The organism is Streptomyces sp. NPDC085866 (assembly GCF_044541035.1).
GTDB lineage: Bacteria > Actinomycetota > Actinomycetes > Streptomycetales > Streptomycetaceae > Streptomyces.
In genome coordinates this window covers 233,351-258,141 of record NZ_JBITSQ010000011.1, presented here as the reverse complement: position 1 = coordinate 258,141, position 24,791 = coordinate 233,351, and the positions used below count along the sequence as shown (strand labels likewise).

General features: G+C 71.8%; 28 protein-coding genes, 1 tRNA gene and 2 pseudogenes. 21 read left to right on the top strand and 10 right to left on the bottom strand.

Annotation, left to right across the window (positions count from 1 at the left end; genetic code table 11):
* Positions 1-217: 217 nt before the first annotated feature.
* The 6 genes from ACIF83_RS28395 to ACIF83_RS28370 form a co-directional block, all read right to left on the bottom strand.
* Positions 218-892 carry an ArsR/SmtB family transcription factor gene (locus ACIF83_RS28395; protein ID WP_393474370.1) on the bottom strand — a complete coding sequence of 225 codons (675 nt, stop codon included), beginning with the start codon at positions 890-892 and terminating at the stop codon, positions 218-220.
* Between the two features lie 184 nt (positions 893-1,076).
* On the bottom strand, positions 1,077-1,700 hold the full coding sequence (locus ACIF83_RS28390) for a poly-gamma-glutamate hydrolase family protein (protein WP_393474373.1): 624 nt from the start codon (positions 1,698-1,700) through the stop codon (positions 1,077-1,079).
* Between the two features lie 5 nt (positions 1,701-1,705).
* On the bottom strand, positions 1,706-3,463 hold the full coding sequence (locus ACIF83_RS28385) for a copper resistance protein CopC (RefSeq protein ID WP_398140660.1): 1,758 nt from the start codon (positions 3,461-3,463) through the stop codon (positions 1,706-1,708).
* A gap of 87 nt (positions 3,464-3,550) precedes the next feature.
* On the bottom strand, positions 3,551-4,006 hold the full coding sequence (locus tag ACIF83_RS28380; RefSeq protein ID WP_399731065.1) for an SDR family oxidoreductase: 456 nt from the start codon (positions 4,004-4,006) through the stop codon (positions 3,551-3,553).
* Positions 4,007-4,136: 130 nt separating this feature from the next.
* A complete protein-coding gene (locus tag ACIF83_RS28375) occupies positions 4,137-4,739 on the bottom strand; it encodes a GNAT family N-acetyltransferase (protein ID WP_399731062.1) in 603 nt (200 codons plus the stop codon).
* Positions 4,717-6,831, bottom strand: coding sequence for a penicillin acylase family protein (locus ACIF83_RS28370; RefSeq protein ID WP_399731059.1), 2,115 nt, complete (start codon positions 6,829-6,831; stop codon positions 4,717-4,719). The genes ACIF83_RS28375 and ACIF83_RS28370 overlap by 23 nt, the downstream gene beginning before the upstream one ends.
* A gap of 118 nt (positions 6,832-6,949) precedes the next feature.
* On the opposite strand from ACIF83_RS28370, the pseudogene ACIF83_RS28365 reads away from it, so the two are divergent.
* From ACIF83_RS28365 to ACIF83_RS28345, 5 genes and pseudogenes are all read left to right on the top strand, one after another.
* Positions 6,950-7,629: pseudogene (locus ACIF83_RS28365) on the top strand (siderophore-interacting protein).
* Between the two features lie 24 nt (positions 7,630-7,653).
* Positions 7,654-8,247 carry an HhH-GPD-type base excision DNA repair protein gene (locus ACIF83_RS28360; protein WP_393474388.1) on the top strand — a complete coding sequence of 198 codons (594 nt, stop codon included), beginning with the start codon at positions 7,654-7,656 and terminating at the stop codon, positions 8,245-8,247.
* 99 nt (positions 8,248-8,346) lie between these two features.
* On the top strand, positions 8,347-9,015 hold the full coding sequence (locus ACIF83_RS28355; RefSeq protein WP_393474391.1) for an HdeD family acid-resistance protein: 669 nt from the start codon (positions 8,347-8,349) through the stop codon (positions 9,013-9,015).
* Positions 9,016-9,116: 101 nt separating this feature from the next.
* Positions 9,117-9,440: a hypothetical protein gene (locus ACIF83_RS28350; RefSeq protein ID WP_398140599.1), complete on the top strand. Its 324-nt coding sequence runs from the start codon at positions 9,117-9,119 to the stop codon at positions 9,438-9,440.
* A gap of 45 nt (positions 9,441-9,485) precedes the next feature.
* Positions 9,486-9,614: a hypothetical protein gene (locus ACIF83_RS28345; RefSeq protein ID WP_393474397.1), complete on the top strand. Its 129-nt coding sequence runs from the start codon at positions 9,486-9,488 to the stop codon at positions 9,612-9,614.
* Positions 9,615-9,734: 120 nt separating this feature from the next.
* Here the strand turns inward: ACIF83_RS28345 and ACIF83_RS28340 are convergent, their stop codons facing one another.
* Positions 9,735-11,297, bottom strand: a complete 1,563-nt coding sequence (locus ACIF83_RS28340) for a helicase HerA-like domain-containing protein (protein WP_399731054.1) — start codon at positions 11,295-11,297, stop codon at positions 9,735-9,737.
* A 115-nt stretch (positions 11,298-11,412) separates the two neighbouring features.
* Between ACIF83_RS28340 and ACIF83_RS28335 the strand changes: the two genes are divergently transcribed.
* Both ACIF83_RS28335 and ACIF83_RS28330 read left to right on the top strand, forming a co-directional pair.
* Entirely contained in the window at positions 11,413-11,709 is a 297-nt protein-coding gene (locus ACIF83_RS28335; protein ID WP_003999914.1) for a type II toxin-antitoxin system VapB family antitoxin, read from the top strand.
* A gap of 98 nt (positions 11,710-11,807) precedes the next feature.
* A complete protein-coding gene (locus ACIF83_RS28330) occupies positions 11,808-12,449 on the top strand; it encodes a LytR C-terminal domain-containing protein (RefSeq protein WP_399731048.1) in 642 nt (213 codons plus the stop codon).
* A gap of 53 nt (positions 12,450-12,502) precedes the next feature.
* On the opposite strand, the gene upp is transcribed toward ACIF83_RS28330, so the two are convergent.
* On the bottom strand, positions 12,503-13,138 hold the full coding sequence (gene upp, locus ACIF83_RS28325; protein ID WP_399731043.1) for a uracil phosphoribosyltransferase: 636 nt from the start codon (positions 13,136-13,138) through the stop codon (positions 12,503-12,505).
* Positions 13,139-13,243: 105 nt separating this feature from the next.
* Between upp and ACIF83_RS28320 the strand changes: the two genes are divergently transcribed.
* The 9 genes from ACIF83_RS28320 to ACIF83_RS28280 all read left to right on the top strand — a co-directional run bounded on the left by ACIF83_RS28320 (position 13,244) and on the right by ACIF83_RS28280 (position 18,805).
* Positions 13,244-13,444 (top strand): hypothetical protein, encoded by a 201-nt coding sequence (locus tag ACIF83_RS28320; RefSeq protein WP_393475366.1) that lies wholly within the window; start codon positions 13,244-13,246, stop codon positions 13,442-13,444.
* Between the two features lie 333 nt (positions 13,445-13,777).
* Positions 13,778-14,317, top strand: a complete 540-nt coding sequence (locus ACIF83_RS28315) for a hypothetical protein (protein ID WP_398140659.1) — start codon at positions 13,778-13,780, stop codon at positions 14,315-14,317.
* A 56-nt stretch (positions 14,318-14,373) separates the two neighbouring features.
* A complete protein-coding gene (locus ACIF83_RS28310; RefSeq protein WP_399731040.1) occupies positions 14,374-14,859 on the top strand; it encodes a nucleoside deaminase in 486 nt (161 codons plus the stop codon).
* A gap of 45 nt (positions 14,860-14,904) precedes the next feature.
* A tRNA-Ser gene (locus tag ACIF83_RS28305) sits at positions 14,905-14,989 on the top strand.
* Between the two features lie 167 nt (positions 14,990-15,156).
* On the top strand, positions 15,157-15,336 hold the full coding sequence (locus ACIF83_RS28300; protein WP_393474412.1) for a hypothetical protein: 180 nt from the start codon (positions 15,157-15,159) through the stop codon (positions 15,334-15,336).
* A gap of 32 nt (positions 15,337-15,368) precedes the next feature.
* Positions 15,369-15,662, top strand: a complete 294-nt coding sequence (locus ACIF83_RS28295; RefSeq protein WP_393474415.1) for a Dabb family protein — start codon at positions 15,369-15,371, stop codon at positions 15,660-15,662.
* Between the two features lie 175 nt (positions 15,663-15,837).
* Positions 15,838-16,707 (top strand): RNA polymerase sigma factor SigF, encoded by an 870-nt coding sequence (locus ACIF83_RS28290; RefSeq protein ID WP_393475372.1) that lies wholly within the window; start codon positions 15,838-15,840, stop codon positions 16,705-16,707.
* A gap of 312 nt (positions 16,708-17,019) precedes the next feature.
* Positions 17,020-17,946: an RNA polymerase sigma factor SigF gene (locus ACIF83_RS28285; RefSeq protein WP_393474417.1), complete on the top strand. Its 927-nt coding sequence runs from the start codon at positions 17,020-17,022 to the stop codon at positions 17,944-17,946.
* 130 nt (positions 17,947-18,076) lie between these two features.
* Positions 18,077-18,805, top strand: a complete 729-nt coding sequence (locus ACIF83_RS28280) for a hypothetical protein (protein WP_399731035.1) — start codon at positions 18,077-18,079, stop codon at positions 18,803-18,805.
* Between the two features lie 21 nt (positions 18,806-18,826).
* Here the strand turns inward: ACIF83_RS28280 and ACIF83_RS28275 are convergent, their stop codons facing one another.
* Entirely contained in the window at positions 18,827-19,024 is a 198-nt protein-coding gene (locus ACIF83_RS28275) for a hypothetical protein (RefSeq protein ID WP_393474423.1), read from the bottom strand.
* Positions 19,025-19,228: 204 nt separating this feature from the next.
* Here ACIF83_RS28275 and ACIF83_RS28270 point away from each other — a divergent pair, with 204 nt between their 5' ends.
* The 5 genes and pseudogenes from ACIF83_RS28270 to ACIF83_RS28250 all read left to right on the top strand — a co-directional run.
* Complete coding sequence (locus ACIF83_RS28270; protein WP_399731032.1) at positions 19,229-19,723, top strand: MarR family winged helix-turn-helix transcriptional regulator; 495 nt, start codon at positions 19,229-19,231, stop codon at positions 19,721-19,723.
* A 13-nt stretch (positions 19,724-19,736) separates the two neighbouring features.
* The gene (locus ACIF83_RS28265) at positions 19,737-22,292 is read left to right on the top strand and encodes an MFS transporter (protein ID WP_398140594.1); all 2,556 of its coding nucleotides are present in this window, start codon (positions 19,737-19,739) and stop codon (positions 22,290-22,292) included.
* Positions 22,293-22,396: 104 nt separating this feature from the next.
* Positions 22,397-23,218, top strand: a complete 822-nt coding sequence (locus ACIF83_RS28260; protein WP_393474431.1) for a YceI family protein — start codon at positions 22,397-22,399, stop codon at positions 23,216-23,218.
* A gap of 68 nt (positions 23,219-23,286) precedes the next feature.
* The gene (locus tag ACIF83_RS28255; RefSeq protein ID WP_393474434.1) at positions 23,287-23,757 is read left to right on the top strand and encodes a PPOX class F420-dependent oxidoreductase; all 471 of its coding nucleotides are present in this window, start codon (positions 23,287-23,289) and stop codon (positions 23,755-23,757) included.
* A 92-nt stretch (positions 23,758-23,849) separates the two neighbouring features.
* Positions 23,850-23,954, top strand: a pseudogene (locus ACIF83_RS28250) (PPOX class F420-dependent oxidoreductase); the annotation flags it as partial.
* Here ACIF83_RS28250 and ACIF83_RS28245 read toward each other — a convergent pair.
* Positions 23,955-24,710 (bottom strand): TetR/AcrR family transcriptional regulator, encoded by a 756-nt coding sequence (locus ACIF83_RS28245; protein WP_398140591.1) that lies wholly within the window; start codon positions 24,708-24,710, stop codon positions 23,955-23,957.
* Between the last annotated feature and the right edge of the window lie 81 nt (positions 24,711-24,791).

The window sequence follows — 24,791 nt, the reverse complement described above, 5'->3', positions numbered from 1 at the left end:
GCGGGGGCAGCCGAGGGCAGGTGCACGACCGTCGTCATCCCAAACCCCCGGCGCCGACAGGAGCAGGGCCAGCCAAGGGCAGATGCACGACCGTCGTCATCCCAAACCCCCGGCGCCGACAGGAGCAGGGCCAGCCAAGGGCAGATGCACGACCGTCGTCATCCCAAACCCCCGGCGTCGGCAGGGGCGGCGGCCGGTCCCGGGTACACGGCAGCCGTCATCCCAAGTCGCCCGCGTCGACCGGCAGTTCGGCCAGGCGCCACTCCAGCATCCCGTCGTCGAGGCGGATCGCACGGCGGCCGCGGTCGGTCAGGAGCCGTACCGCGTCGTGGGCGAGGACGCAGTACTCGCCGCGGCAGTACACGACGATCTCCGTCTCCTCGGGCAACTCGTCGATCCGGTAGGCCAGTTCGTCGACCGGGATGGAGCGCGCGCCGGGGATGTGTCCGGCCTGGTACTCCTCCACCGGCCGCACGTCCAGCACCACCACGTCGCCCGCCGCCACACGGGCGCGCAGTTCCGCGCGGCTGACCTGTGCCGCGCCGTCCGCGCCGAGGTAGGCGTCGCGGGCCGCGGGGACGGCGGCCTGGTGGGCCTCGGCGACCTTGCGCAGCAGTGCGAACAGCTGGGCCACGTCGTCGCCGGCGAGCCGGTAGTGGATGCGCACGCCTTCGCGCCGGGTGGCGACGAAACCGGCCTGCTTGAGGGTCTGGAGGTGCGCCGAGGCCGTCGTCAGGTTGAGCCCCGCCGCCTTGGCCAGGGCGTCGACGGTGCGCTCGCCCTGGGCCAGCAGGTCGAGCAGTTCCAGGCGCTTTCCGCTGGCCAGCGCCTTGCCGCTGGCTGCGAACGCGTCGTAGAGCCGCGCCTTCGTGCCGGCCGTCGTCTTTCCCATCCCACCCGCCCTCGCCATCCTCCATAAATCCATGGAATAGCGTAGATGGAGCCTGGGGCCGTGACCATACGCGTGAACACACGTCCGTCGGCATACGCACCGTGGAGGAGCCGACGGGCTTCGCCGACGACCACCTGACACCCCTCGTCGACACGGGGCCCGGCAACAGCGCCCGCCTCGGCGTCTACCGCTTCTGCACACTCCGCCGAGGACCGGCCGAAGTCTCCATCAGCCGCTGCACCCCGGCCGTGAGCGCCGCCGTCACCACCGGCGGAGGCACGTCCGGGGCCCCCAGGGTCCGCCGGGGGCCCTGGGTCCGGGCACTCAGGGGGAGTTCGAGCTGGACTCCGCCGGCCGGGGTCAGGTTCACCGGGTTGTGGGGGCCGAGGCCGCGTAGGCCGGGTGGGATGTGGTTCAGGTCGGTGACGGGCTCGAAGGCCGGGGCGAGGAGGGTGAGGCTGTGGGCCAGGGTGTCGGCCGCTGCGCGGTTGCCGCCGCCCAGGAAGATCGCGCGGGGGGTCTCGCGTCTCAGGTGGCCGTGCAGGGAGATCGTCAGGGTGACGTGGGACAGGAACTGCTGCAGGGCCGCGCAGGTGGGGACGGACATGCGGTGCGAGGGGATGTGGACCGGGTCGCCGGTGGGCTGGGTGAAGACCAGGCAGCTGGCGCCCGTGCGGGCCGCGACCTCGTGGGCCAGTTCCGCCGTGCCGCCCTCCCTGCTGCCGTGCAGGGCCAGCAGACCGATGTCCGACCGGATGGTCAGGGCGGCGTCGAACTCCACGCCCTCGATCAGCACGCGCTCGGTCACCACCGCTAGCGCACCACCCGCACGGCCTTCGACACCGTCACCTGGTCCACCTCCGACACCCGTACCGTCACCTTCATCGTCCATGTTCCCGGGATCGGCAGGTTGAAGGCGTCGGCGGCCCAGTAGCCGCCCCGGTCGGTGACCTTGGTGTCCAGGGGGCCGATCCGCTGGGCCGGGAGGGTGAAGGTGATGCGCAGTTCGGGAACCGCGGAGAGGCCGCCGTCGGGGCCGTAGACCACCGCCTGGACGGAGTTCGTGCCGACCCGGCCGGGGTCCAGGGTGATCTGCACCCTCCCGTGGCCGCCGGGGGTGCCGACGTCGAAGGGGATCGTGGTGACCGAGGCTGCCTGGATGCCGGCCGGCGCCGGTGCCGACTCCGCCGCCTCGGCCGCTGCCCGGCCCGGCAGCGTGCTCGTCAGGAGGGTTGTCAGGACGAGGACCAGGGTGCCCACCGCCAGCTCGGCCAGCACCCAGCGGCGGAGGTTGTGGGGGTGCGGGGAGGGGGCCGGTGCGGGGTTCGGCTCCGGGGGGAGCGGGGGGCCGCCGGCCGGTTGCGGGACCCGGGCCCGTTCACGTGCCGTGGGCCGGGTCGCCAGGCGGGTCGTCCAGCGGCGGGAGCCGGACGCGGCCGCGAGCAGGAGGGTGACCGCTGCCAGCTTCGCCAGCAGCAGGCGCCCGTACGTCGTGTCGGTGAGCGCCTGCCAGGAGCCGAGGCCTCGCCAGGACTGGTAGACACCGGTCGCCACCAGGACCGTCACCGAGGCGAAGGCCAGGCGGGAGAAGCGGGTGACGGCCTGGACCAGCGGTGCGGCCGGGTCCGGTGAGGCGCGGCGCAGCGTCAGCACCAGGGCCGTCAGGCCGCCCAGCCAGGCCGCCATCGCCAGCAGGTGGAGTGTGGCGGAGGTGATCGCCAGGGGGACCTGGAGGCCCGCCGAGGCGTGTTCCGAGGCCGCCCAGGTCAGGGCGAGGGCGACGGAGAGGGGCGCGGCGGTCGCGAGGGCTGCTCGGCGGGGGATCCGGCGGCGCCATCTGCGCAGGGCCAGTGCGCAGGCTCCGGCCAGGAGCAGCAGGGCCAGGCGGGTGAGGAGGAGTTCGCCGGGCCGGGTCGAGGCCGTACGGGTGAGGGAGGAGAGGGCGAACGCCGTCGTCGGGGCGGTGCCCTCCTCGTACGGGGCCCTCAGGAGGAAGAGGGCGATCGTCGAGGCGAACAGGATGCCCCAGGCTGCCGCCAGCGGTGTGCGCAGGTGGGTCGGCCGCGGCGGGCGGCAGTACGCCACGAACGCGGCCGGGCCCAGCAGGAGCGCCACGGCCAGGTAGGCGATGTAACGCGCGATGTTGTAGAGGCTGGTCGTCGCCGGGTTCTCCGCAGGGTCCGGGACGACGCTCGTCGCCGTCGCCGTGCGTTTGCCGACCGAGAAGGTGAGCGCGCCGGACACCGGGTGGCTGTCGGCCGACACCACCCGCCAGGCCACCGTGTAGGTGCCGGTGCCCAGCTCGGCGGGCAGGGAGACCCGGACGGTGTCGGAGCGGCCGGCGGCGTGGTCCGCCTCGCCGGTGCGGACGCGATGGTTCTCGGGGTCGTAGACGCGCAGGGAGTCGGTCAGCAGGCCGACCGATTCCGTGAAGGCCAGGGTGACCTCGCGGGGCGCCGACTTGAGGACGGCTCCGTCGGCGGGGTCCGTCCCGCGCAGGGCCGCGTGGGCCGAGGCGGGGGCGGTCGCGCCGAGGAGGAGCAGGAGCAGTCCCGCGCCGAGGACGGTCAGCCGTCGCAGCCACCGGTGTTCGTCGCGCACCTCACCCCTCCGTCCCACTGGTCCTCCGTACAGGTACGGAAGGATCGGCCGCCGCGCTCACCATGTCGGCCGCGCCGACACCCCGCCGTCCACCACCGGAACGTGGCCGGTGATCAGGGGCGAGGGGCGAGGCGAGGAACACGCACGCGTCGGCCACGTCCCGCGCCCGGCCCGGGCGGCCGGTGGGACGGCGTCGAGCCGGCGGCGCACGCCGTCCGGCCAGGCCCGGGCCAGGCCCTCCCGGTCGATGAGGCCGGCCGAGACCGAGTTGACGCGGATGCCGTGGGGACCGTACCCCAGGGCGGCCGCGCGGGCGTGCATGACGACGGCGGCCTTGGCGGCGCGGCAGTGGCGTGACCGGGGGCGGGCCGGGCCGGCCTCGACGGAGAGAGCCCGCTCACGGGTGAACAGCTCCGTGCAGCGGGCCACTTCGACCGGGTGACACGCGGTCGACACGGCCGAGTCGCCGTGCTCGTACCGTCCCTCGGCAACGAGCGGGAGCACTCCCCTCACCGGCACACCCCGAACGGTCGCAAGATGACCATCACACCATCGAGCCAATCCGACTGCCGGCGCACGAGATCGGCTCCAGGCCGATGGGGGCACCATGCCCTCGAGGCAATGGGGGAGGGCGATCAGCTCGTCAGGCGTGATCACCCGGGAAGGCTACCTCCCGCTCCAGAAAGGCCAGTTGGGCACGTTTCTCGGGCAGGTACACGTCCGGGATGTCGACCTCGGGGAGGACCACCTCGGGGCCGCGCCGGAATCCCTGGCGTTCGAAGCGGGCGATCGCCTTGGTGTTGCGCACGTCCGGGTCGACCACGACCCGGCGGCGGTCCAGGTCCAGCAGGACGTACGACGTCATCGCGGTCAGCAGGGCCGCGGTCCAGCCGGGGCGCGGGCCGTCCGCGGCGGCGGGCGCGACGAGGAGGTGGACGCCGATGTCGCCGGGGCGGACCTCGTAGCACTCGCCGACCCGGTCGGCGTCGGGCTCGTAGGTCTGGAGCAGGGCGGCCGGTTCGCCGTCCTTGCTGACGAGGTGGGCGTGGTGGGTGTCGAGGCCGGCCAGGTGGGCGTAGATCTCGGCCACCTGGTCCCGGGTGAGGCCGGTCATGCCCCAGAACGCGGCGCGCTCGTCGCTCACCCAGGCGTGGACCACCTCCGCGTCGGCCGCCGGGTCGAGGGGGCGGATGCGGACGGTGCCGTAGCCGTCGATCACCTGTTCATGGACGTGCGGGTCGGACATCGGTCTCCTTCTCCAGGCGGTCCCAGTCGGTGACGACGGGAACGAGCTCTCCCCCGAGCCACAGGGGGAGTTGGTCACGGTGGTGCGGTGAGCCGGGGACTCCGGACGCGCCGAAGGGCACCACCCACCGGCTGTCCTCACGGCGGGCCAGGTCCCAGACGTAACGGGCCGCCGGGCCGCGGGCGGCGAGGTCGGTCAGACCGGGCACGGCGGAGGTGCACAGCACGCAGTCGTGGTCGCCGGACAGGCCTGGCTCGTCGTACGACCCGTCGGGCAGCGCCCGCCAGGGGGCGAGGCGGTGGGTGGCGCCCCACGGGCCCGTCGGCGCTCCGGCGGCGGCCTCCTCGACGGCGGCACGTACCGCGGCGGGCCGGTCGACGCCGTACAGATCCTCGGCACTCAGCAGGTGTTCGAGGGCGAAGCCGAGGCGCGGGAGGAGGGCGAGCCACGGGAGGAGGACCTCCGGGTAGGCGGGCACCTCGGTCAGCGCGGCGAACGCCGGGTGTGCGGCGAGGTGCCGTACGACCGCGCCGCGCACCGCCGCGTACGCCGCCGCGTCGGCGCTGTCCGCGTCCATGCGGCGGTTCCAGGCCAGGAGGCGGTCCCTGAGCCGGGCGGCCTCGGGGGTGAGGTCGTCGAGCTCGGCCAGGTGGTCCAGGAGGGGCGTGGCGGAGGCGAGGTGGGTGTCCATGTGGATCGCGGGCAGGTCGGCGGCGGACCAGGCGGGGCGCGCTTCGAGGAGGGTGCGGATGCGGGTGGCGCGGTGCGGTGGGGCGAACTCGGTGCCGAGTTCTGTGGCCGGGCCGCGCTGGTTGGCCATCACCGCGATGCCGTCGGTCAGGCCGGCTCGGGGCATCTCGTGCCAGCCGTGCCACTCGTGGCCGGGCTGCCAGGCGGGGACCAGGCGCGTGCGATTGGCCTCCGAGCGGACGGGGACCCGGCCCGCGACTCGGTGCAGGGTGGCGCCCTCGGTGTCGGCTGCCTGTACGACGTTGACGGGCTCGGCCCAGGTGTCGAAGGCGGCGTCGATGTCGGTGACCCGGCGGGCTCGGAGGAGGGGGAGGAGGGTGCTGAAGCCGAGGTCTTCCGTGACGCGGGGTGGGTAGCGGAGGGCCAGGGCCGCCTCGGCTTCGCCGTCGGTGGCCCGCCTCGGTTCCGTGGTGTCCAGGCCCTCCGGGCCCCCGACGATCAGCGGGCCCCGGTCCGTCTCGATGATCTCGATCTCCAGGGGGGTCTCCCCCGCGATCTCCACGGTCTCCGTGTGGCGTTGGGCGCGGTGCCAGGTGCCGTCGGGGCCGAGTGCCTCCACGCCTGCGCCCGTGCGGCGGAGGCGTTCGCGGTAGAGGTCCTGGTAGTCGGCCATGGCGTTGGTGATGGACCAGGCGACCGTGCCGGTGTGGCCGAAGTGGGCGATGCCCGGGACTCCGGGGACGGCCAGGCCGACGACGTCGAACTCGGGGCAGGAGAGGCGGATCTGCTGGTAGACACCGGGGGCCTCGATGAAGCGGTGGGGGTCGCCGGCGAGGAGAGGCAGACCGGTGACGGTGCGCTCGCCCGAGAGGAGCCAGCCGTTGCTGCCCGCCGTGCCGGGGCCGTCGGTGGCGAACAGGCCGACCGCTTCCGGGCCGAGGTGCCGTATCGCCTCCTCACGCCACAGCTTGGCCGGGAAGCCCGCGAAGAGGATGTGCGTGCCGAGCCAGATACCCAACGGGGTCCACGGCTGCCAGGGGGTGGGCGTGAGGCCGGTCCGGGTGAACTCGGGGGCGCGGCGGGCCCCTTCCGCCAGGCCCTCGTTGACCCCGTCCACGTACGCCCGGACCCAGTCCGCCGTCTCCCGGTCCCGGCTCTCCAGTGCGGTGAAGCAGCGTCTCGCGGTGTCGTCGAGGCGGGCGCGGCGGGCGAAGACGTCCCAGGGGAGGGCGGCCGCGCCGAGGAAGGCGGCCGAGGTGCCCTGGGAGCGGTGCCGTTCGACCTCCAGCTGCCAGGCGCGGTCCAGGGCGGTGACACGGCCCTGGGCGTGAGAGAGGGCACGGATGCCGGAAGCGCGTAGGTGGGGGATGCCCCAGGCATCGCGGTAGGTCTCGGTGGTCACCCTGGGACACCCCTTCATTTTAGGTAAGCCTTGCCTAAGTTCGCAGGGCAGGAATCGTACGCGAGGGGATGGGGACGCGATGGGGCAGGGGCGGGGCTGAGAGGGAGCGGTCCTACGACTGCTGCGCGCCAAGGACTTCGTGTGCACGGTCACCGGAGCCGAGGACGTCACCCCGCACTACCGGCGGCTGCGGCTCACCGACGGCGGACTGCTCGCCGCGACCGGCACCCCACGATGTGGGTACGCCTGTGGTTCTCCGACGCCGGCCGCCCGTACGAGCGGGCCTACACCCTGGTCGACCCGGACCCCGCGACCGGCACCTTCGGCCTGGAGTTCGCCCTTCACGACGGGTGCGCCGCCGACTGGGCGCGGGCGGCGCGGCCCGGGGACACTGTCGAGGCGACCGTCCAGGGCACCGAATTCCGGCATCCCGATCCAGCCCCCTCGCACGTCGTCGCCATCGGCGACCCGGCTTCGCTGCCCGCGATCAACTCCCTGCTCGGGGCCCTGGCTTGCGCCCCGGCGACGATCTGGTCCGAGGGCACCCCGGACGGACTCCCCTGCCACGCCGACCCGGCCCGACACGAGATCCGCGAGGTGCCCCGCCGCGAGGCGGGCGCCCGCCTCGCCGACCGGGTCCGCGCCGAGCTGCCCGTCGTACTCGACGGCGCCCCCGACCCGTACGTCTGGATCGCCTGCGACACTGCCACCACCCGCACGCCGGCCGCGTACGTGCGCAAGGAACTGGGCCTGCCCAGGACCCGGGTGCACGCCCTGGGGTACTGGCGCGCGTCCTGACGCCGCAGGCGCGATCATCGACCCATGGACGTCACTCTGCACCTCGCCCAGGACCCCGAGGCCGACGCGCTGCTCGGGCGCAGTCCGCTCGCCGCGCTGACCGGCATGCTGCTCGACCAGCAGGTTCCGATGGAGTGGGCGTTCAAGGGGCCGGCGACCATCGCCCGCCGGATGGGCGCCGAGGACCTGGACGCGCACGAGATCGCCGTCATGGACCCGGAGGCCTTCGCCGCGCTGCTCTCCGAGAAGCCCGCCGTGCACCGCTACCCGGGCTCGATGGCCAAGCGGATCCAGCAGCTGTGCCAGTACCTCGTCGAGCACTACGACGGAGACGCCGAGCTGGTCTGGAAGGGCGTCGCGGACGGGAAGGAGCTGCTGAAGCGGCTCCAGGACCTGCCCGGGTTCGGCAAGCAGAAGGCGCAGATCTTCCTCGCACTGCTCGGCAAGCAGCTGGGCGTCGCACCCACGGGGTGGCGGGAGGCCGCCGGGGCCTACGGAGAGGCGAAGTCCTTCCGGTCCGTCGCCGACATCACCGGGCCCGAGTCGCTGGCCAAGGTGCGCGCCCACAAGCAGGAGACGAAGGCGGCGGCCAAGGCCGCGAAGGCCGCCGCGAAGTAGGGCTCGACCGGGTGGCGGGAGCCCGCACGGGCCGGTACAGGCTCAGCCACCTGGCCCACTCGGGTGGCCGGACGCGCCCGGGCGGGCCAAGCATGGAGCATGACCGAGGCACCCGGCGGTGACCCCTCCTGGGGGCGCGAGTACGACGACCGCAACATCCACGCGGGAGGGGGCCCACAGGCGCACCACGAGCCCGAGCCCCCCTTCGAAGGCCCCCTGCACGCCCTGTCCCGGGCCGCCTGGCAGGTCGTCCTGCTCACCGGCATCGCCTCGCTGGTCCTGGGCATCCTGGTGCTGATCTGGCCGGGCCCCTCCCTGGTCGCCGTGGGTGTCCTGTTCGGCGTCTACCTCCTCGTCAGCGGCATCTTCCAGCTGGTCTCCGCCTTCGGCACCCACAAGACGACCTCGCTGCGCGTGCTCGCCTTCATCAGCGGCGCCCTGTCGATCGTGCTGGGCCTGTTCTGCTTCCGCGGGCCCATGCAGTCGATCCTGCTGCTCGCCCTGTGGATCGGCATCAGCTGGGTGATCCGCGGGATCACCCAGACCCTGGCCGCCGCCTCCGACAAACGCATGCCCGCCCGGGGCTGGCAGATCTTCCTCGGGATCGTCACCTTCATCGCCGGGATCGTGCTGATCGACTCACCGTTCAGGTCGGTCGCCGTGCTGACCCTGGTCGGCGGCTGGTGGCTGGTGGTCGTCGGCGTCGTGGAGATCGTCACCGCGTTCCGCGTCCGCGGCCGCGCCCGGCAGGTTCCGCGCACGGTGTGAGCCCCGTGGTACGGCACGGCGTGACCCCCTCGGTACGCCGAGCGGGCGAATCTCGCCGGCCGCGCGATGCGGTACGGCTGCCGGGCGGGCACAGAACCGCCGTGAGCAGGACCCCGAGCCCCGCCCGGAGCCGTACCTGGCTGCGGGTGCTCGTGCTGCTCCTCGCCCTGTGGGTGCCCTGCGCCCATCTGCAGGCCCAGGCGGCGCTCGCCCCGGCCGCGTCGGCCGAGACCGCAGAGCACGACGTCCTCGACACGCTGCTGCGGCCGCCCGCGCGCGCCCTCCACCAGACCGACGCGCCCGAGCGCACCGCACCCCTGCCCGACCCGCCGGCGCCCGTCCGCCCGGCGCTGCGCCCGTGCCCCGCCGCACCCCGGCCGCCGTACGCCGTACCGCTGCTCCGGACGGTGGTCCTGCGCTGCTGACCGTGCCCTCCCCCAGGACAGTCAGCTCGACGCAAGGAACCGACCATGCCCACAGACCCGTACGCGGTCCTGCGCGCCCTGCTGCGCGCGGAGGCCAGACGCAGCGCACCGCCCCAGCCGGAGCGGAAGAACCCGCAACCACAGCAGCCGGCGGCGAAGGACGACGGCCGCTGAGCCCCCGGCGGGGGCGGACCACCGCCTCCGCCGGATCACCGCATGCTCGGGGTCAGCGCGTGCTCGGGGTCAACGCATCCTCGGGGTCAACGCATGCGCGAGCTCACCACCTGCCCGGGCTCACCGCCTGCGCCGGGCCGTGCCGAAGAGGGAGCGGGTGATCTCGCGGCCGATCTGGGTGCCGACCGAGCGGGCCAGGGACCTGAACATCCCGCTGCCGACGACCTGCTCGACGAGGGACGGCTCCTCCTTGGGAGCCTTGGGAGCCTTGGGAACCTGCGCCGCCTTCCCGGCCTTCCCGGTCTCCGGGGCCCGGGGAGCCTGCGGCTGCTCGGCGCTCAGCTTCTCGTACGCCGACTCGCGATCCACAGCCTGTGCATAACGCCCGTGGAGCGCGGACTCCCGCACCGCGCGGTCCAGCTCGGCCCCGTCCACCGGGCCCATCAGGGACTCCGGCGCGCGCAGCCGGGTGGCGGCCACCGGGGTCGGTGCGCCCTTCTCGCCGAGCACCGTCACCACGGCCTCGCCGGTACCCAGTCCGGTGAGGAGTTCCTCCAGGTCGTAGGCGGAGTTCGGGAACGTCTTCACGGTCGCCCGCAGCGCCTTCTGGTCGTCCGGCGTGTAGGCCCTGAGCGCGTGCTGGACCCGGTTGCCGAGCTGGGCGAGGACGTCGGACGGTACGTCCTTCGGGGTCTGCGTCACGAAGAAGACGCCCACTCCTTTCGAGCGAATCAGGCGCACCGTCTGCGTGATCGACTCCAGGAACGCCTTGGAGGCGTCGCTGAACAGCAGGTGGGCCTCGTCGAAGAAGAAGACCAGCCTGGGCTTGTCGGCGTCGCCGATCTCGGGCAGGTCGTGGAAGAGATCGGCGAGCAGCCACATCAGGAACGTCGAGAAGAGCAGCGGCTTGTCCTGGACGGCGGGGAGTTCCAGGACCGAGACGACTCCCCGCCCGTCCGGCGCCGTACGCAGCAGGTCGGCCGTGTCGAACTCCGGCTCGCCGAAGAAGTCCGCCATGCCCTGCGCCTCGAAGGCGGTCAGGGAGCGCAGGATCACCCCGGCCGTGGCGGTGGACAGGCCGCCGATGTTCTTCAGCTCGGCCCTGCCCTCGTCGGAGGTCAGGAACGCGACGACCGCCCTGAGGTCCTTGAGGTCGATCAGCTCCAGGCCCTTGGTGTCGGCGTAGTGGAAGATCAGGCCGAGGGACTGCTCCTGGGTCTGGTTGAGCCGGAGCGCCTTCGACAGCAGCACCGGGCCGAAGCTGGTGATCGTGGCCCGCACCGGGATGCCGTGGCCGAGCCCGCCGAGCGCGAGGAACTCCGCCGGAAAGCCGGCCGGCGTCCACTGCTGGCCCACCTCGGCGGCGCGCCCCTGGACCCGCTCGTTCGGCTGCCCCGGCCGGGCGATGCCGGACAGGTCGCCCTTGATGTCCGCGAGGAACACCGGCACGCCCTGCGCCGACAGCTGCTCGGCGATCAGCTGCAGCGTCTTGGTCTTGCCGGTGCCGGTGGCGCCCGCGACCAGACCGTGCCGGTTCAGCACCGGGAGCGGGATGCGGACCGGCGCGCCCGGGTGACAGCCGCCGTCCCAGAGGAGGGCGCCGAGGTCGAGCGCGGGACCGGAGAAGGCGTACCCGGCCGCGATCTGCCGGGCCTCGGCGGGGAGCGTTTCGCTGTCACTCATCTCCGACCCCTGTTCCCGATAGGCCCCGCTATGATCCGTTTCGACACGGCTTTTTCAGCGTCGCACTCCGTCGCCTTGGCTGCGCCCGGAACGTCTTGACCGGTAGGCTTTCCGTGTGATCTTCAAGCGCATCGGAAACGGCCGGCCGTACCCCGACCACGGCCGGGAAAGCACCCGGCAGTGGGCGGATGTCGCGCCGCGCCCGGTCCGCCTCGATCAGCTCGTGACGACCAAGGGGCAGCTCGACCTGGAGACCCTGCTGGCCGAGGACTCGACGTTCTACGGCGACCTCTTCGCGCACGTCGTGAAGTGGCAGGGCGACCTGTACCTGGAGGACGGCCTCCACCGCGCTGTCCGCGCCGCCCTCCAGCAGCGCCAGGTGCTGCACGCGCGCGTGCTCGAACTCGACTGACCGCGGCACGACACGGCGTTGACCCTTTCGGGTTCCGCTGAGCGGCGTCTACTGATCATCTAATAGGCATCGCCGCCCAGGCGCACTACGCTGCGCCCATGAGCATGCTGACTCCTCCCGGCATGGGCGGCCAGTACCGGATCACGGGGGACAAATACCCTCGGATGCGCCCTCCCCGGCGACGCGGCAGGCTCGCGTTCGCCGTAGTGGCGTCCGTCGCCGTGCTCGGCCTGGTCGGCTGGGGCACGCTGCAGCTCATCGACGTCTTCACCGGCGGCGACGAGAAGACCTCGGCGTCCGGCACCAAGTCGCACTGCCGCACGAAGGCGAGTAACACCGCCGCCCAGGTGAAGGCGCTGCCCAAGCCCGGCCAGATCACCGTGAACGTCTACAACGCCACCGCGCGCACCGGGCTCGCCAAGGACACCGCGGACGAGCTGAAGAAGCGCGGCTTCAAGATCGGTGACGTGGGCAACGCGTCCAAGGAGTTCGACAAGAAGGTCAAGGGCGCCGGGATACTCCTCGGCCCCGCCTCCGCACTGAACACCTCACTGCCGGTGCTCGCCACCCAACTGCCCGCCGCCGAACACCGCACCGACGCGGCCCGCAAGGGCACCGACCTCGACCTGATCATCGGTGACGGCTTCAAGACCCTGAATCGGCGAACGGCCGCCGACCAGGCCCTGGTCGAGCTGACCAACCCCGAGCCGGCGGCGACCACGACGAAGAAGAGCTGCTGAGAAGGCGCCCCAAAGGGGCGCAACCGCCCCCTGCGGCGCCAAGGCGCTCGGCCCTACTCGGCCGCGCCGTACAGCCGGTCTCCCGCGTCCCCGAGCCCGGGCACGATGTACCCGTGCTCGTTGAGGTGGTCGTCGACCGCAGCCGTGACGACCGTCACCGGCGTGCCCGCCAGCTCGCGCTCCATGACCTCCACGCCCTCGGGCGCGGCGAGCAGGACCACCGCGGTCACATCGTCCGCACCGCGCTTGATCAGTTCCTGGATGGCCGCGACCAGCGTGCCACCGGTGGCCAGCATCGGGTCCAGCACGTACACCTGGCGGCCCGAGAGGTCCTCGGGCATGCGCGAGGCGTACGTGGAGGCCTGCAGCGTCTCCTCGTTGCGGATCATGCCCAGGAAGCCCACCTCGGCGGTCGGCAGCAGCCGGACCATGCCGTCCAGCATGCCGAGACCGGCGCGCAGGATCGGCACGACCAGCGGACGCGGGCGGGCGAGTTTGACGCCGGTGGTCTGCGCGACCGGCGTCCGGATGTCGACCTGCTCGGTGCGCACGTCCCGCGTGGCCTCGTAGGCGAGCAGGGTGACCAGTTCGTCGGCGAGCCGCCGGAAGGTCGCGGAGTCGGTGCGCTGGTCGCGCAGCGTGGTGAGCTTGTGGGCGACCAGGGGGTGGTCGACGACGTGGAGACGCATGCCCCTAACAGTAACCGCGCTCGGTGGCCCCTCGCTCTGGCATCAAACCGCCCGTCCGAGGGAAAGTGGGAGGGACGGACCAGGGGTGGTGTGACTGTGCCTGACCTGCCTGACCGCAAGAGCGACGCCGCCAAGGACGCCGTCGGACCGGAACAGCCCGAGACCGACGCCGAGCGCCGGCGCCGCCGCGCCCAGTTCCTGCGCGAACTCGCCGAGGCCCGCGCGCTGCGCGAACGCGTCCAGCCCCGACGCGCCAAGGCCGCCCGACTGCGCCACGCCATGCGCATGCGGACCTTCCGCTGGTAGGCGAAGTCCGGTGAACGGGCGACGTCAAGGTGAGATCCAGGTGAGGAAGATCCGTGCCTGCTCCGGCGTTTGGGAGGTGGGCGTGCGTGGGTGCCTGGAAAAGCCGCGTACGATCCGCAGGTGGCGGCAACGAGTGCGCTGGTGAGTCCTTTTCCCCCGGGATGCGGACACACGATCAAAACAGCCAGACACAGGGAGCCGAAGACGTCCCCTGAACGCCTTGTTTCTGCCACGATTCCGAGTGGGCGGGGCTCGGAGCACAGCTCTCCCCGCCCAGAACCTCCGCCGGGGGGACCCCCAACCGGCACGCCTATGACCAGTGGGAGAGTCACGGTGTACTTCGCCGCACTGCTCGCGCGCACCGAAGACGGGTGGGAAGCGAGCGACACAGAGCTCGACGATGTGGAGACCCTGTCGGATCTGGCCGACCTGGCCCGGGAAGCCACTCCCGACGAGGACACGGTGTTCGTCCTGATCGAACAGGAGGACTCCTGGTTCGGTCTCGTCCGCGTGGACGGCGAGGAGGACCCTCGCATCTTCGTCTCCGACGCGGCCGCCGCCGCCCGCAGCGCCTACGGTGAGCTGCTGCTCACCGACGAGCTGCTCGGCCGGGAGCCCGGCGCCGACGACGGCACCGACCTGGACTCCCTGGACCTCGACGGCACCGAGGACGGCGAGTCCGAGGACGAGGACGAGGACGACAACGAGGAGACCGCCGTCGGCGCGGTGCCGCACGGCCCGGTGGGCGACGGCAGCATCCTCGACGATCTGGGCATCAGCGAGAAGGAACTGCGCGGCCTGGACCCGAACGAGGCGCTGGCCGAGATCGCCGAGGCCCTGGGCGCCTCGGAGGTCCTGGAGACCGTCCGCTGACCGCTTCGCACACGGAGGGCACGCCGGACCCGGTACGCGACCGCTGGCGGGCCGCGATGCGACTCGCCCTGGACGAGGCCGAGCTGGCCGTCCGGGGCGGGGACGTCCCCGTCGGCGCCGTCGTGCTGTCCCCGGACGGCACGACGGTGCTCGGGGCCGGGCACAACGAGCGCGAGGCCACCGGCGACCCCACGGCCCACGCGGAGGTCCTCGCGATCCGGCGGGCCGCGGCCAGTTTGAGAGATTCTGCGGCGCGAAGCGCCTCCGACAAGGGCGGTGGTGTGCGACGGGCGGGCGAGTGGCGGCTGACCGGCTGCACGCTGGTGGTCACCCTGGAGCCCTGCACGATGTGCGCGGGCGCGCTCGTGCAGTCCCGCGTGGACCGGGTGGTCTACGGCGCCCGCGACGAAAAGGCGGGGGCGGCCGGCTCCCTCTGGGACGTCGTGCGCGACCGGCGGCTCAATCATCGGCCCGAGGTGATCGAGGGCGTCCTGGCCGAGGACTGCGCCCGGATTCTCACGGAGTTTTTCCGAGGCCGCTGAATACCGATTTCAAACCATGCCCCACCTTGCTGTAAGGTCTCCCTCGGTAGCGTGTCCGAGCGGCCGAAGGAGCTCGCCTCGAAAGCGAGTGTGGCGCAAGTCACCGAGGGTTCAAATCCCTCCGCTACCGCTGAAGAAGGGCCCCGTCGCAAGACGGGGCCCTTCCTGCGTGACCGGGCAGGAACCCGGCAAAGAACCTCGGCGGGCGGGCCGTTGGCCCCCGCAGGGGGCGTGAAGGTTACACTCGCCGCCGGCAACAGGGGTCCCACGGGGCACACAGGCACAGGGGAGGCCGCGGTGACGGTGAACGCCAAGAAGATCGCCGTGTACGTGCTCGTGGTCTTCGCGCTGTACGTGATCATCACGGATCCGGCCAAGGCGGCCGACTACGTCCAGATAGCCTTCGAGGGCATATCGGACGCGGCCAAGGCCATAGGTGACTTCATGACCTGGCTCGCCGACGGAGCAAAGAGCTGAGCGGAAAGCCGAGAGAGCTGAGGTACACCCCCATGATCCGCCACCTGGTCCTCTTCAAGCTCAACGAGGGCGTCGAGCGCGACGATCCGCGGGTCGTCGAGGGCGTCGCCGCCTTCCGGGCGCTCGGCGGCCAGATCGAGGAGCTGCGCTTCTGGGAGTGCGCCTGGAACATCAGCGACCGACCGATCGCCTACGACTTCGCGATCAACTCGGCGGTCGAGGACACGGACGCGCTGGGGCGCTACCTGGAGCACCCGGCCCATCAGGCGGGTGTCGCACTGTGGCGGGAGTTCGCCACGTGGGTGATCGCCGACTACGAGTTCTGAGCCCCTCGCTCCGGGAGCCCTCCGCCGGGAACGGCGGGGGGCTTTCGTGCGTCTCGTGACCCAACTTGGCGCTGCCTGACCACAACACGGTGTTATCCGGTGCTTGCACACAGTGCACATGTCTTGTGATGCTATGACCGCTTTTGACGGATGATTGACCGATGAAGAGGTGGCGTTGACCGTGTCGGCCAGTACTGCGCCGCCCCAGGACGAGGCGCCCGCCCCAGCCCCCGTGCCCGTTCCCCCCGGCCTCGCCACGGCCCCTCCCGCCCCCGAGAAGCGCCGCGGCGCCGACACCCGCGCCCTGACCCAGGTGCTCTTCGGCGAGCTGAAGGACCTCAAGCCGGGCACCCCGGAGCACAACCGCGTACGCGGGGCGCTCATCGAGGCCAACCTCCCGCTCGTGCGCTACGCGGCGGCCCGCTTCCGCTCGCGCAACGAGCCGATGGAGGACGTCATCCAGGTCGGCACCATCGGCTTGATCAACGCCATCGACCGCTTCGACCCCGACCGGGGCGTACAGTTCCCGACCTTCGCGATGCCGACCGTCGTGGGCGAGATCAAGCGGTACTTCCGGGACAACGTCCGCACGGTCCACGTGCCGCGCCGGCTGCACGAGCTGTGGGTACAGGTCAACAGCGCCACCGAGGATCTCACCACGGCCTTCGGGCGCCAGCCGTCGACCGCCGAGATCGCCGAGCGCCTGCGGATCAGCGAGGACGAGGTGCTCTCCTGCATCGAGGCCGGGCGCTCGTACCACGCGACCTCCCTGGAGGCCGCACAGGAGGGCGACGGGCTGCCGGGCCTGCTGGACCGCATCGGCTACGAGGACCCCGCCCTGGACGGCGTGGAACACCGCGACCTGGTCCGCCATCTCCTCGTCCAACTCCCCGAACGCGAACAGAGAATCCTTCTCCTGCGCTACTACAGCAATCTCACCCAGTCTCAGATCAGCGCGGAACTCGGCGTGTCCCAGATGCACGTCTCCCGACTACTCGCGCGTAGCTTCCAGCGGCTGCGTTCCGCGAATCGGATCGAGGCATAACCGGCGCACGGGGGCACGGACCGGAACACACCAGCTCGCACCGGTTCGCAAGCAGGATCGATCGGTAACCGGTGAGAGCGAATCGCTCACCAGGGCGGTTCCCGACAGTTGTGCGCCGAAAAACCGTCAGACCCCTTCTTTCCAGGGCCGATTCACATCTCGCATGTCGACATGTCACTACAGCGTGTTGCCGACATGTGACATTCTGCGGGAAGCGCGTTTGCCGGACCTCCGGCTCCGGTATTCAGGTGAAGGCTGCGTTGCTCGAAAGGCATCGCCGCCGCGACCGTCCCGCGACCCAAAGGGGGTGGCATGTCCGCACACCAGGGCAGCTCGAAGGTGCTCACGCCCACGAGCGAGGCAGCGCCCAAGCAGCTCGACGCCATCGACGTGCTCGACGACGTCACGTCCCTCGAGACCGTGCCGGCCCCGCCCGTACAGGCTCCCGATGCCGCCCCGGCCGTCCCGGCCACGGCGGACATCGACACCCGCACCCTGTCCCGCTCCCTGTTCCTGCGGCTCGCCGCACTCGACGAGAACAGCCCCGAGCGGGCCTACGTCCGGGACACCCTGATCGAGCTGAACCTCCCGCTCGTGCGCTACGCGGCGGCCCGCTTCCGCTCGCGCAACGAGCCGATGGAGGACATCGTCCAGGTCGGCACCATCGGCCTGATCAAGGCGATCGACCGCTTCGACTGCGAACGGGGCGTGGAGTTCCCGACGTTCGCGATGCCGACGGTCGTGGGCGAGATCAAGCGCTTCTTCCGCGACACCTCGTGGTCGGTGCGGGTCCCGCGCCGGCTGCAGGAGCTGCGGCTGGCCCTCACCAAGGCCAGCGACGAGCTGTCCCAGAAGCTGGACCGCTCCCCGACGGTGACCGAACTGGCCGCGGTCCTCGGCGTCTCCGAGGAGGACGTGGTCGACGGCCTCGCGGTCGGCAACGCCTACACCGCCTCCTCGCTCGACTCCCCGGCCCCCGAGGACGACGGCGGCGAGGGCTCCCTGGCCGACCGGCTCGGCTACGAGGACACCGCGCTGGAGGGCGTGGAGTACCGCGAGTCCCTCAAGCCCCTGCTGGCCAAGCTGCCGCCTCGGGAGCGCCGGATCATCATGCTGCGCTTCTTCGCCAACATGACCCAGTCCCAGATCGGCGAGGAGGTCGGCATCTCCCAGATGCACGTCTCCCGCCTGCTGACCCGGACCCTGGCCCAGCTGCGCGAGGGGCTCATCTCCGACTAGCGCTCCGCTGGGGGCGCCGCGACGGGAAGTGCCGGGATGTGCTGCACCGTCGTGGCTGCTCGCGCAGTTCCCCGCGCCCCTACCCCGCACGAGGCTTCCCATCTGACGGAGCGTCAGCCACCATGGCCGGATGCCTCGTACCCGGACGCTTCGCACGACGACAGGGACACAGGGCCGCCGAGGCGCCGTCACGGCAGCGTCGGCGGCCGTCGTGTGCCTGGGCGTGACCCTGGCCGCGTGCGGAGGCGGTGGCCGGGACGGATACGTGGCGGTGGGCGGCGTACCGAGCCCGGCAGGTTCGGCAGGGGCTCCGACGGGAGCGGTACGGATGGTCCCGCTGGACGGGCCGACCGCAGCCTCCAACTCGTCGTCGGGCGCGTCCGCTTCGGATCCGCCCTCCGATGTGACCCCGCCAAACGCCCCGTCGGCCGACGAGAGCGCCGCACCCGACCCCGCGGACACCTCACCGAGCACCACCGGCGAGGGCACGACCGCCCCGGAGCAGCCATCGTCCCCCGCCCCAACTCCCGGCCCCACCAAGCCTCCCGCGCCCGCCGATCTCAGCTGGGGCGACCCCTCGCGCAAGGACACGGACAAGCGGTGGTGCGAGAAGGTGACCGTCGGCTTTCACAACTCCGGCGGTACGTCGGTGCGTTCGGGCACGGTGACGTTCGGGACGCACATCATCGGCGCACTCGGCATCGACTGGGGGACGGTCGAGTCGACCGTGGACCTCCCGGTGCCGATCGGACCGAGGGCGCGCACGGACCACACCTGGACGGTGTGCGTCGACGCCTGGCGCGTCCCGCTGGGCATGCACATCGAGACGCGGGACGTGTCCGTCCGGTGGAGCGAGTGACCCCGCCCGGGGGTCGCGCCCTTACTTGATCGCCAGCCAGGCCACCGCGGCGACGACGGCCACGGCGACCACGACGCCGATGATCAGACCGATGCGCGGGCCGGAGGAGGTGGCCGCCTGCTGTCGGCCTCCCTGAGGAGCCTCCTCGACGAACGCGCGGAACATCTGGGTGCTGCCGGCGGGGTCGTAGTTGCCCTGGGGGCCCTGGGTGTTAGCCATGGCCCGAGACACTAGCGAATCCAGGTGACCGACCCAAGTGCGGGGCCACCGGGACAGAGGGGGGCAGGCCACCCGCCGCCACCTGCGTGTTTACGGTTGCAATACTTGCCTTTGCCAAGTTTTTGCGCCCGCCCGCCCCGATTTGTTTGCCTGCAGCAACCAACAGATCTATGGTTGCCCCAAGCAACGAATACGGGAGGTGTGATGGCCGAGCAGGCGCAGTACGAAGAGCTGGCGCGTCAGCTCAGTGCCGTCGGAGCCGTGAAACGGGACATGGGGCGGATCCTGCCGCCCGAGTGCCCGGCCGGCTCGGCCGCCGTGCTGACCCTGCTCGGTCGCCACGGCGACATGCGCATGAGCAAGCTCGCCGAGCTGCTCGCCGTGGACATGTCGGTCACCAGCCGGCATGTCGCGCACGTCGCCGCACGTGGCTGGATCGAGCGGTCACCGGACCCCGCGGACAAGCGCTCGCGCATCCTGCGCCTGACGTCCACGGGCCTGGAGCAGCTCGACGAGCTGTCCCGGCGGACCACCCAACTGCTCGCCGACCGGCTGAGCGACTGGACCGACGAGGAGGTCGGCCAGCTCATCCGGCTGATGACGCGCCTGCGCGCCAGCTTCGGCGACTGCCGGTCCGCCCCGCCACGGCTGCCCGCACCCGTAGTCGCAGAAACCACCCGTACACCCGCAAGCACGTAAGCAAAGGAAGCCCATGGCAACGACCACACCAGCCGGTGTGCGGGCTCACGCCAAGCACGGGGGAGGCTCCCAAGGCGCCTCCGGGCACGCCCCGATGTCCCACCGGCAGATCATGGAGGCGCTCTCCGGGCTGCTGCTCGGCATGTTCGCCGCCATCCTGTCGTCCACCATCGTCTCCAACGCCCTGCCCGAGATCATCCAGGACCTCGGCGGCGGACAGAGCGCCTACACCTGGGTCGTCACGGCCGCGCTGCTGGCGATGACCGCCTCGACCCCGCTCTGGGGCAAGCTCGCCGACCTGGTCAGCAAGAAGGCGCTCGTCCAGATAGCCCTGGTCATCTACATAGCGGGCTCGATCGTCGCCGGTCTGGCACAGAACCCGGGCATGCTGATCGGCGCCCGGGTCATCCAGGGCCTCGGCGCAGGCGGTCTGACCGCGCTGGCCCAGATCATCATGGCCGCGATGATCTCCCCGCGTGAGCGCGGCCGGTACTCCGGCTACCTCGGCGCGACCTTCGCCGTCGCCACCGTCGGCGGCCCGCTCGTCGGCGGTGTCATCACCGACGCCGACTGGCTCGGCTGGCGCTACTGCCTGTTCGTCGGCATCCCCTTCGCGCTGATCGCCCTGCTCGTGCTGCAGAAGACGCTGCACCTGCCGGAGACCAAGCGCAAGGTCAAGGTCGACTGGGCCGGCGCCTTCTTCATCACCGCCGCCGTCAGCCTGCTGCTGGTCTGGGTCACCTTCGCCGACGACAAGTACGACTGGCTGTCCTGGCAGACCTACACGATGGTCGGCGGCGCGCTCCTCCTCGCCCTGATCTTCCTCTTCGTCGAGACGAAGGCCAGCGAGCCGATCATCCCGCTGCGCCTCTTCAAGAACCGCACCATCGCGCTGGCCTCGGTCGCCTCCCTCTTCGTCGGCATCGCGATGTTCGCCGGCACGGTGTTCTTCAGCCAGTACTTCCAGCTGGCGCGCGACAAGTCCCCGACGATGTCCGGTGTCATGACGATCCCGATGATCGCCGGCCTGTTCGTCTCCTCCACCGTCTCCGGCCAGGTCATCACCAAGACCGGCAAGTGGAAGGCCTGGCTGGTCACCGGCGGTGTGCTGCTGACGGCCGGTCTGGGTCTGCTCGGCACCATGCGGTACGACACCGACTACTGGAAGATCGCGATCTTCATGGCGGTCATGGGCCTCGGCATCGGCATGATGATGCAGAACCTGGTCCTGTCCACCCAGAACCAGGTCGCCCCGCACGAACTCGGCGCCGCCAGCTCGGTCGTCACCTTCTTCCGCTCCCTCGGCGGCGCGGTGGGCGTCTCGGCGCTCGGCTCCGTGATGTCGACCCGGATCACCCACTACGCCAAGGACACGATCGGCCAGCTGAGCCCCAAGGAGCAGCTGGCGGCCGCCAAGGCCAGCGGCTCCGGTCAGCTGCCGGACATGGACCTGCTGCCCACGCACATCCGCGCCTGGCTGGAGGGCGCCTACGGGCACGGCATCGCCGACATCTTCCTGTACGTCGCGCCGATCGCCTTCCTCGCCTTCCTGGTCACCCTGTTCATCAAGGAGGTCCCGCTGCGCACGACGGGCGCCCTGGCCCAGGCCGCCGAGGCCGACAAGGCCGAGGCTCCGGCCGCCGCCGCGCAGACCGCCCCCGCCGAGGAGAAGGTGCCCAGCTGGGCCGCCCCGGTCGTGAGCACGCAGGACGGTACGGAGGCCACCGCCACCGATCAGTTCACCGCCGTCGCCACCCTGCCCGCCCCCGACGCGTCGGCAACTGCCGCTGACGCGGCGGGCTCCTCCGGCGGCACCCCGGTCCACGGCTTCGTCCGCGGCGCCGAGAGCGCCCCGGTCCCGCAGGCCGCGGTCACCCTGATCTCCCTCGCCGGCCGCCAGCTGGGCCGCGCGGTCGCCCACGTCGACGGCTCCTACGGCCTGAACGCACCGGGCACGGGCTCGTACGTGCTGATCGCCTCAGCCGACGGCTACCAGCCGCAGGCCTCCACGATCGTGGTGGGCGAGGAGCCGCTGTCGTACGACATCCTGCTCAGCGGCACCAGCGGGCTGAGCGGTGTGGTGCGGGCGGCCGGGAGCGCGCTGCCGGTCAAGGACGCGATGGTGATCGTCACCGACGTGCGCGGGGACCTGCTGGCCACCGCGGCCAGCGGTGAGCAGGGCGAGTTCGCCTTCACCGAGCTGGTGCCGGGCGTGGTGACCGTCGCGGTGAACGCGGCCGGGTTCCGTCCGCGCGCCCTGCCGGTCGAGATCGGCGCCACCGGCATCACCCGGATCGGGCTCGACCTGGACGCCGGCGCCCAGCTGCAGGGTGTCGTGCGAGCCCCGCACGGCCCGCTGGCCGACGCCCGCGTGACCCTCGTGGACGCGGCGGGCAACGTGGTCGGCACCGCCACCACCGGGACGGACGGGGCGTACGCCTTCGCCGACCTGGACAACGGCGAGTACACCGTCATCGCGACGGGCTACCCGCCGGCGGCCACCGCCCTGACCCTCTCCGGCACCGGAGTCGACGGCCACGACATCGAACTCGCCCACCCCGGCGAGTAGTTCGGCCCCGGCCCGTGGCGCGCGCACCGCCATGCGCGCGCCACGGGCCGGTTTCATACGACCAATTTGTAAGCCTTTGTAATTCCTTGCAGGGAGAAAACGGGATGGGACTGACCGCGAGGATCCGTACCCGCGACGGATGGGCCGTGTCGCACGCGGTCGTCACGGTGACCGACATGACCGGCACGCAGGTGCTGCGGGCCGAGGCGGACGCCGAGGGTGCCGTACGGGACGCCACCGGGCTGGCGCCGGGGGCGTACACGGTGATCGTGACCGCCGTCGGGTACGCGCCCGCCGCCTCCAGTGCGATCGTCACCGCGAGCGGACGGGCCGAGGTCGGCACCGTGACCCTGGCCCGGCAGGGCGGCACCGAACTGCCGCCGCCCGGCCCCTGGACCATCGACCCGGTGCACTCCTCCGTCGCCGCCGTCGCCCAGCACCTGGGCATCTCCAGCGTGCACGGCCGGTTCACGGAGTTCGGCGGATCCATCGAGATCGCCCCCGACGACGTCACCAAGTCGCGCGTGGAAGCGGTGATCCGGGCGGCTTCCGTCGACACCGGCAACGAGATGCGCGACACGCATCTGCGGTCCGCCGACTTCCTCGACGTCGAGCAGCACCCGGAGATCACCTTCCGCTCCACCGGCCTGACCCAGGCCGGCCCGGACCGCTGGACGGTCCACGGCGAACTGGCGATGCACGGAGTCGTACGGCCGGTCGGCCTGGACCTGGCCTACCTCGGCACCGGCGCCGATCCGTGGGGCGGCACCCGCGCCGCCTTCCGCGCCAGCACCGAACTCCACCGCGAGGACTTCGCGATGAACTACAACCAGGTCCTCCAGGCGGGCATCGCCGCCATCGGCACGACGCTCAAGGTCGAGCTGGACATCCAGGCGGTCCAGGGCGCCGCACTGCCCGCCGCCTGAGGCACGCCGGTGAGCCTGAGCCCGGCAGGGTCAGGCTCACCGGGCCCTGCTCGCTCTAGGCTGCGGCCATGGCACCCAACATCGCGACGAACACCCAGGTCTCGCTGGCCGAACTGCTGGACTTCGTACGCCCCCGCCACCGCGCCATCCTGCTCACCCGCCGCACCGACGGCAGCCCCCAGGGCTCCCCGCTGACCTGCGGCGTGGACGACTCGGGCCGGATCGTGGTCTCCACCTACCCCGAGCGCGCCAAGACCCGCAACGCCAAGCGCGACCCTCGGGTCAGCCTGATCGTCCTGAGCGACGAGTGGAACGGCCCCTGGGTCCAGATCGACGGCACGGCCGAGGTCGTCGACGCCCCCGACTCGGTCGAGCCCCTGGTCGAGTACTACCGCAACATCGCCGGCGAGCACCCCGACTGGGACGAGTACCGGGAGGCGATGGTCAAGCAGGGCAAGTCGATCGTCCGGGTCACTCCGCAACGGTGGGGGCCCGTGGCGACCGGGGGATTTCCAGCGCGGCTGGTGGCTGAGGGGTAGACGGCCCAGCCCGGCACAGACCGACGGACGGAGTCCGGCGCAGCGCTCCGAAGCCTGCGAAGCAGTGCGAGGAGCGCAGACAAAAAGGGGCCCGGGAGGCGATGGTCAAGCAGGGCAAGTCGATCGTCCGGGTCACTCCGCAACGGTGGGGGCCGGTGGCAACGGGCGGTTTCCCGGCACGGCTGGTCTCGGAATAGTCAGCCGCGCTCGACCATCGCCTCGATCCCGGCCACCAGCAGGTCCAGGGCGAAGGTGAAGTCACGGTCCAGCATCTCGGCGACCGTGTCGCCGCCGCGGGCGTCCCTGATCTCCTTGGTCTCCTGGAGGTAGTCCGCGGCCTCGGGGTCCTGCCGGGCCGAGCTCATGGCCTGCTGGAAGTAGTCGTCCGGGGGCAGCCCGGAGTCGGCGATCCGGGACAGGAACCGGCCCTCCAGCGTGCCGTAGCCGTACACGAACTGGAACACGGCCGAGATGGCGCTCGTCACCCGGTGCGCGGGCAGCCCTGCGCGCCGGATGACCCGCTGCACACTGCGCGAGAAGGCGAGCGACTCGGGGCCGATGTTGAGGTACCGGCCGGCCAGCGGCGACATCCAGGGGTGGCGCACCAGCAGCGCCCGGTACTCGGCCGCCAGCGCCCGCAGCTCCTCCCGCCAGTCGGCGGTGTCCTGCGACACGGGCAGCCGCAGCTCGCCGTAGGCCGCGTCCAGGGCGAGCTCGAGCAGATCGTCCTTGGTGTCGACGTACCAGTACAGGGACATCGCGGTGACGTTCAGCTCACCGGCGAGCCGCCGCATGGAGAACTTCGCCAGCCCCTCGGCGTCCAGCAGCCGCACACTCACGGCGGTGATCCGCTCCCGGTCGAGCCCCGAGGGCTGCGCGCTGCGCCCGCCACGCCGCGCCTTCCCCTCCAACCACACACTGGCCCGCACCGACCGCGCATCACCCTTCGCCATCAACCCACCTCTCTGAACCTGCGGCCACTTCTCAAGATGCCAGATCCGCAGCCGACCCCAGGGACGCGGGGAACTGCGCGA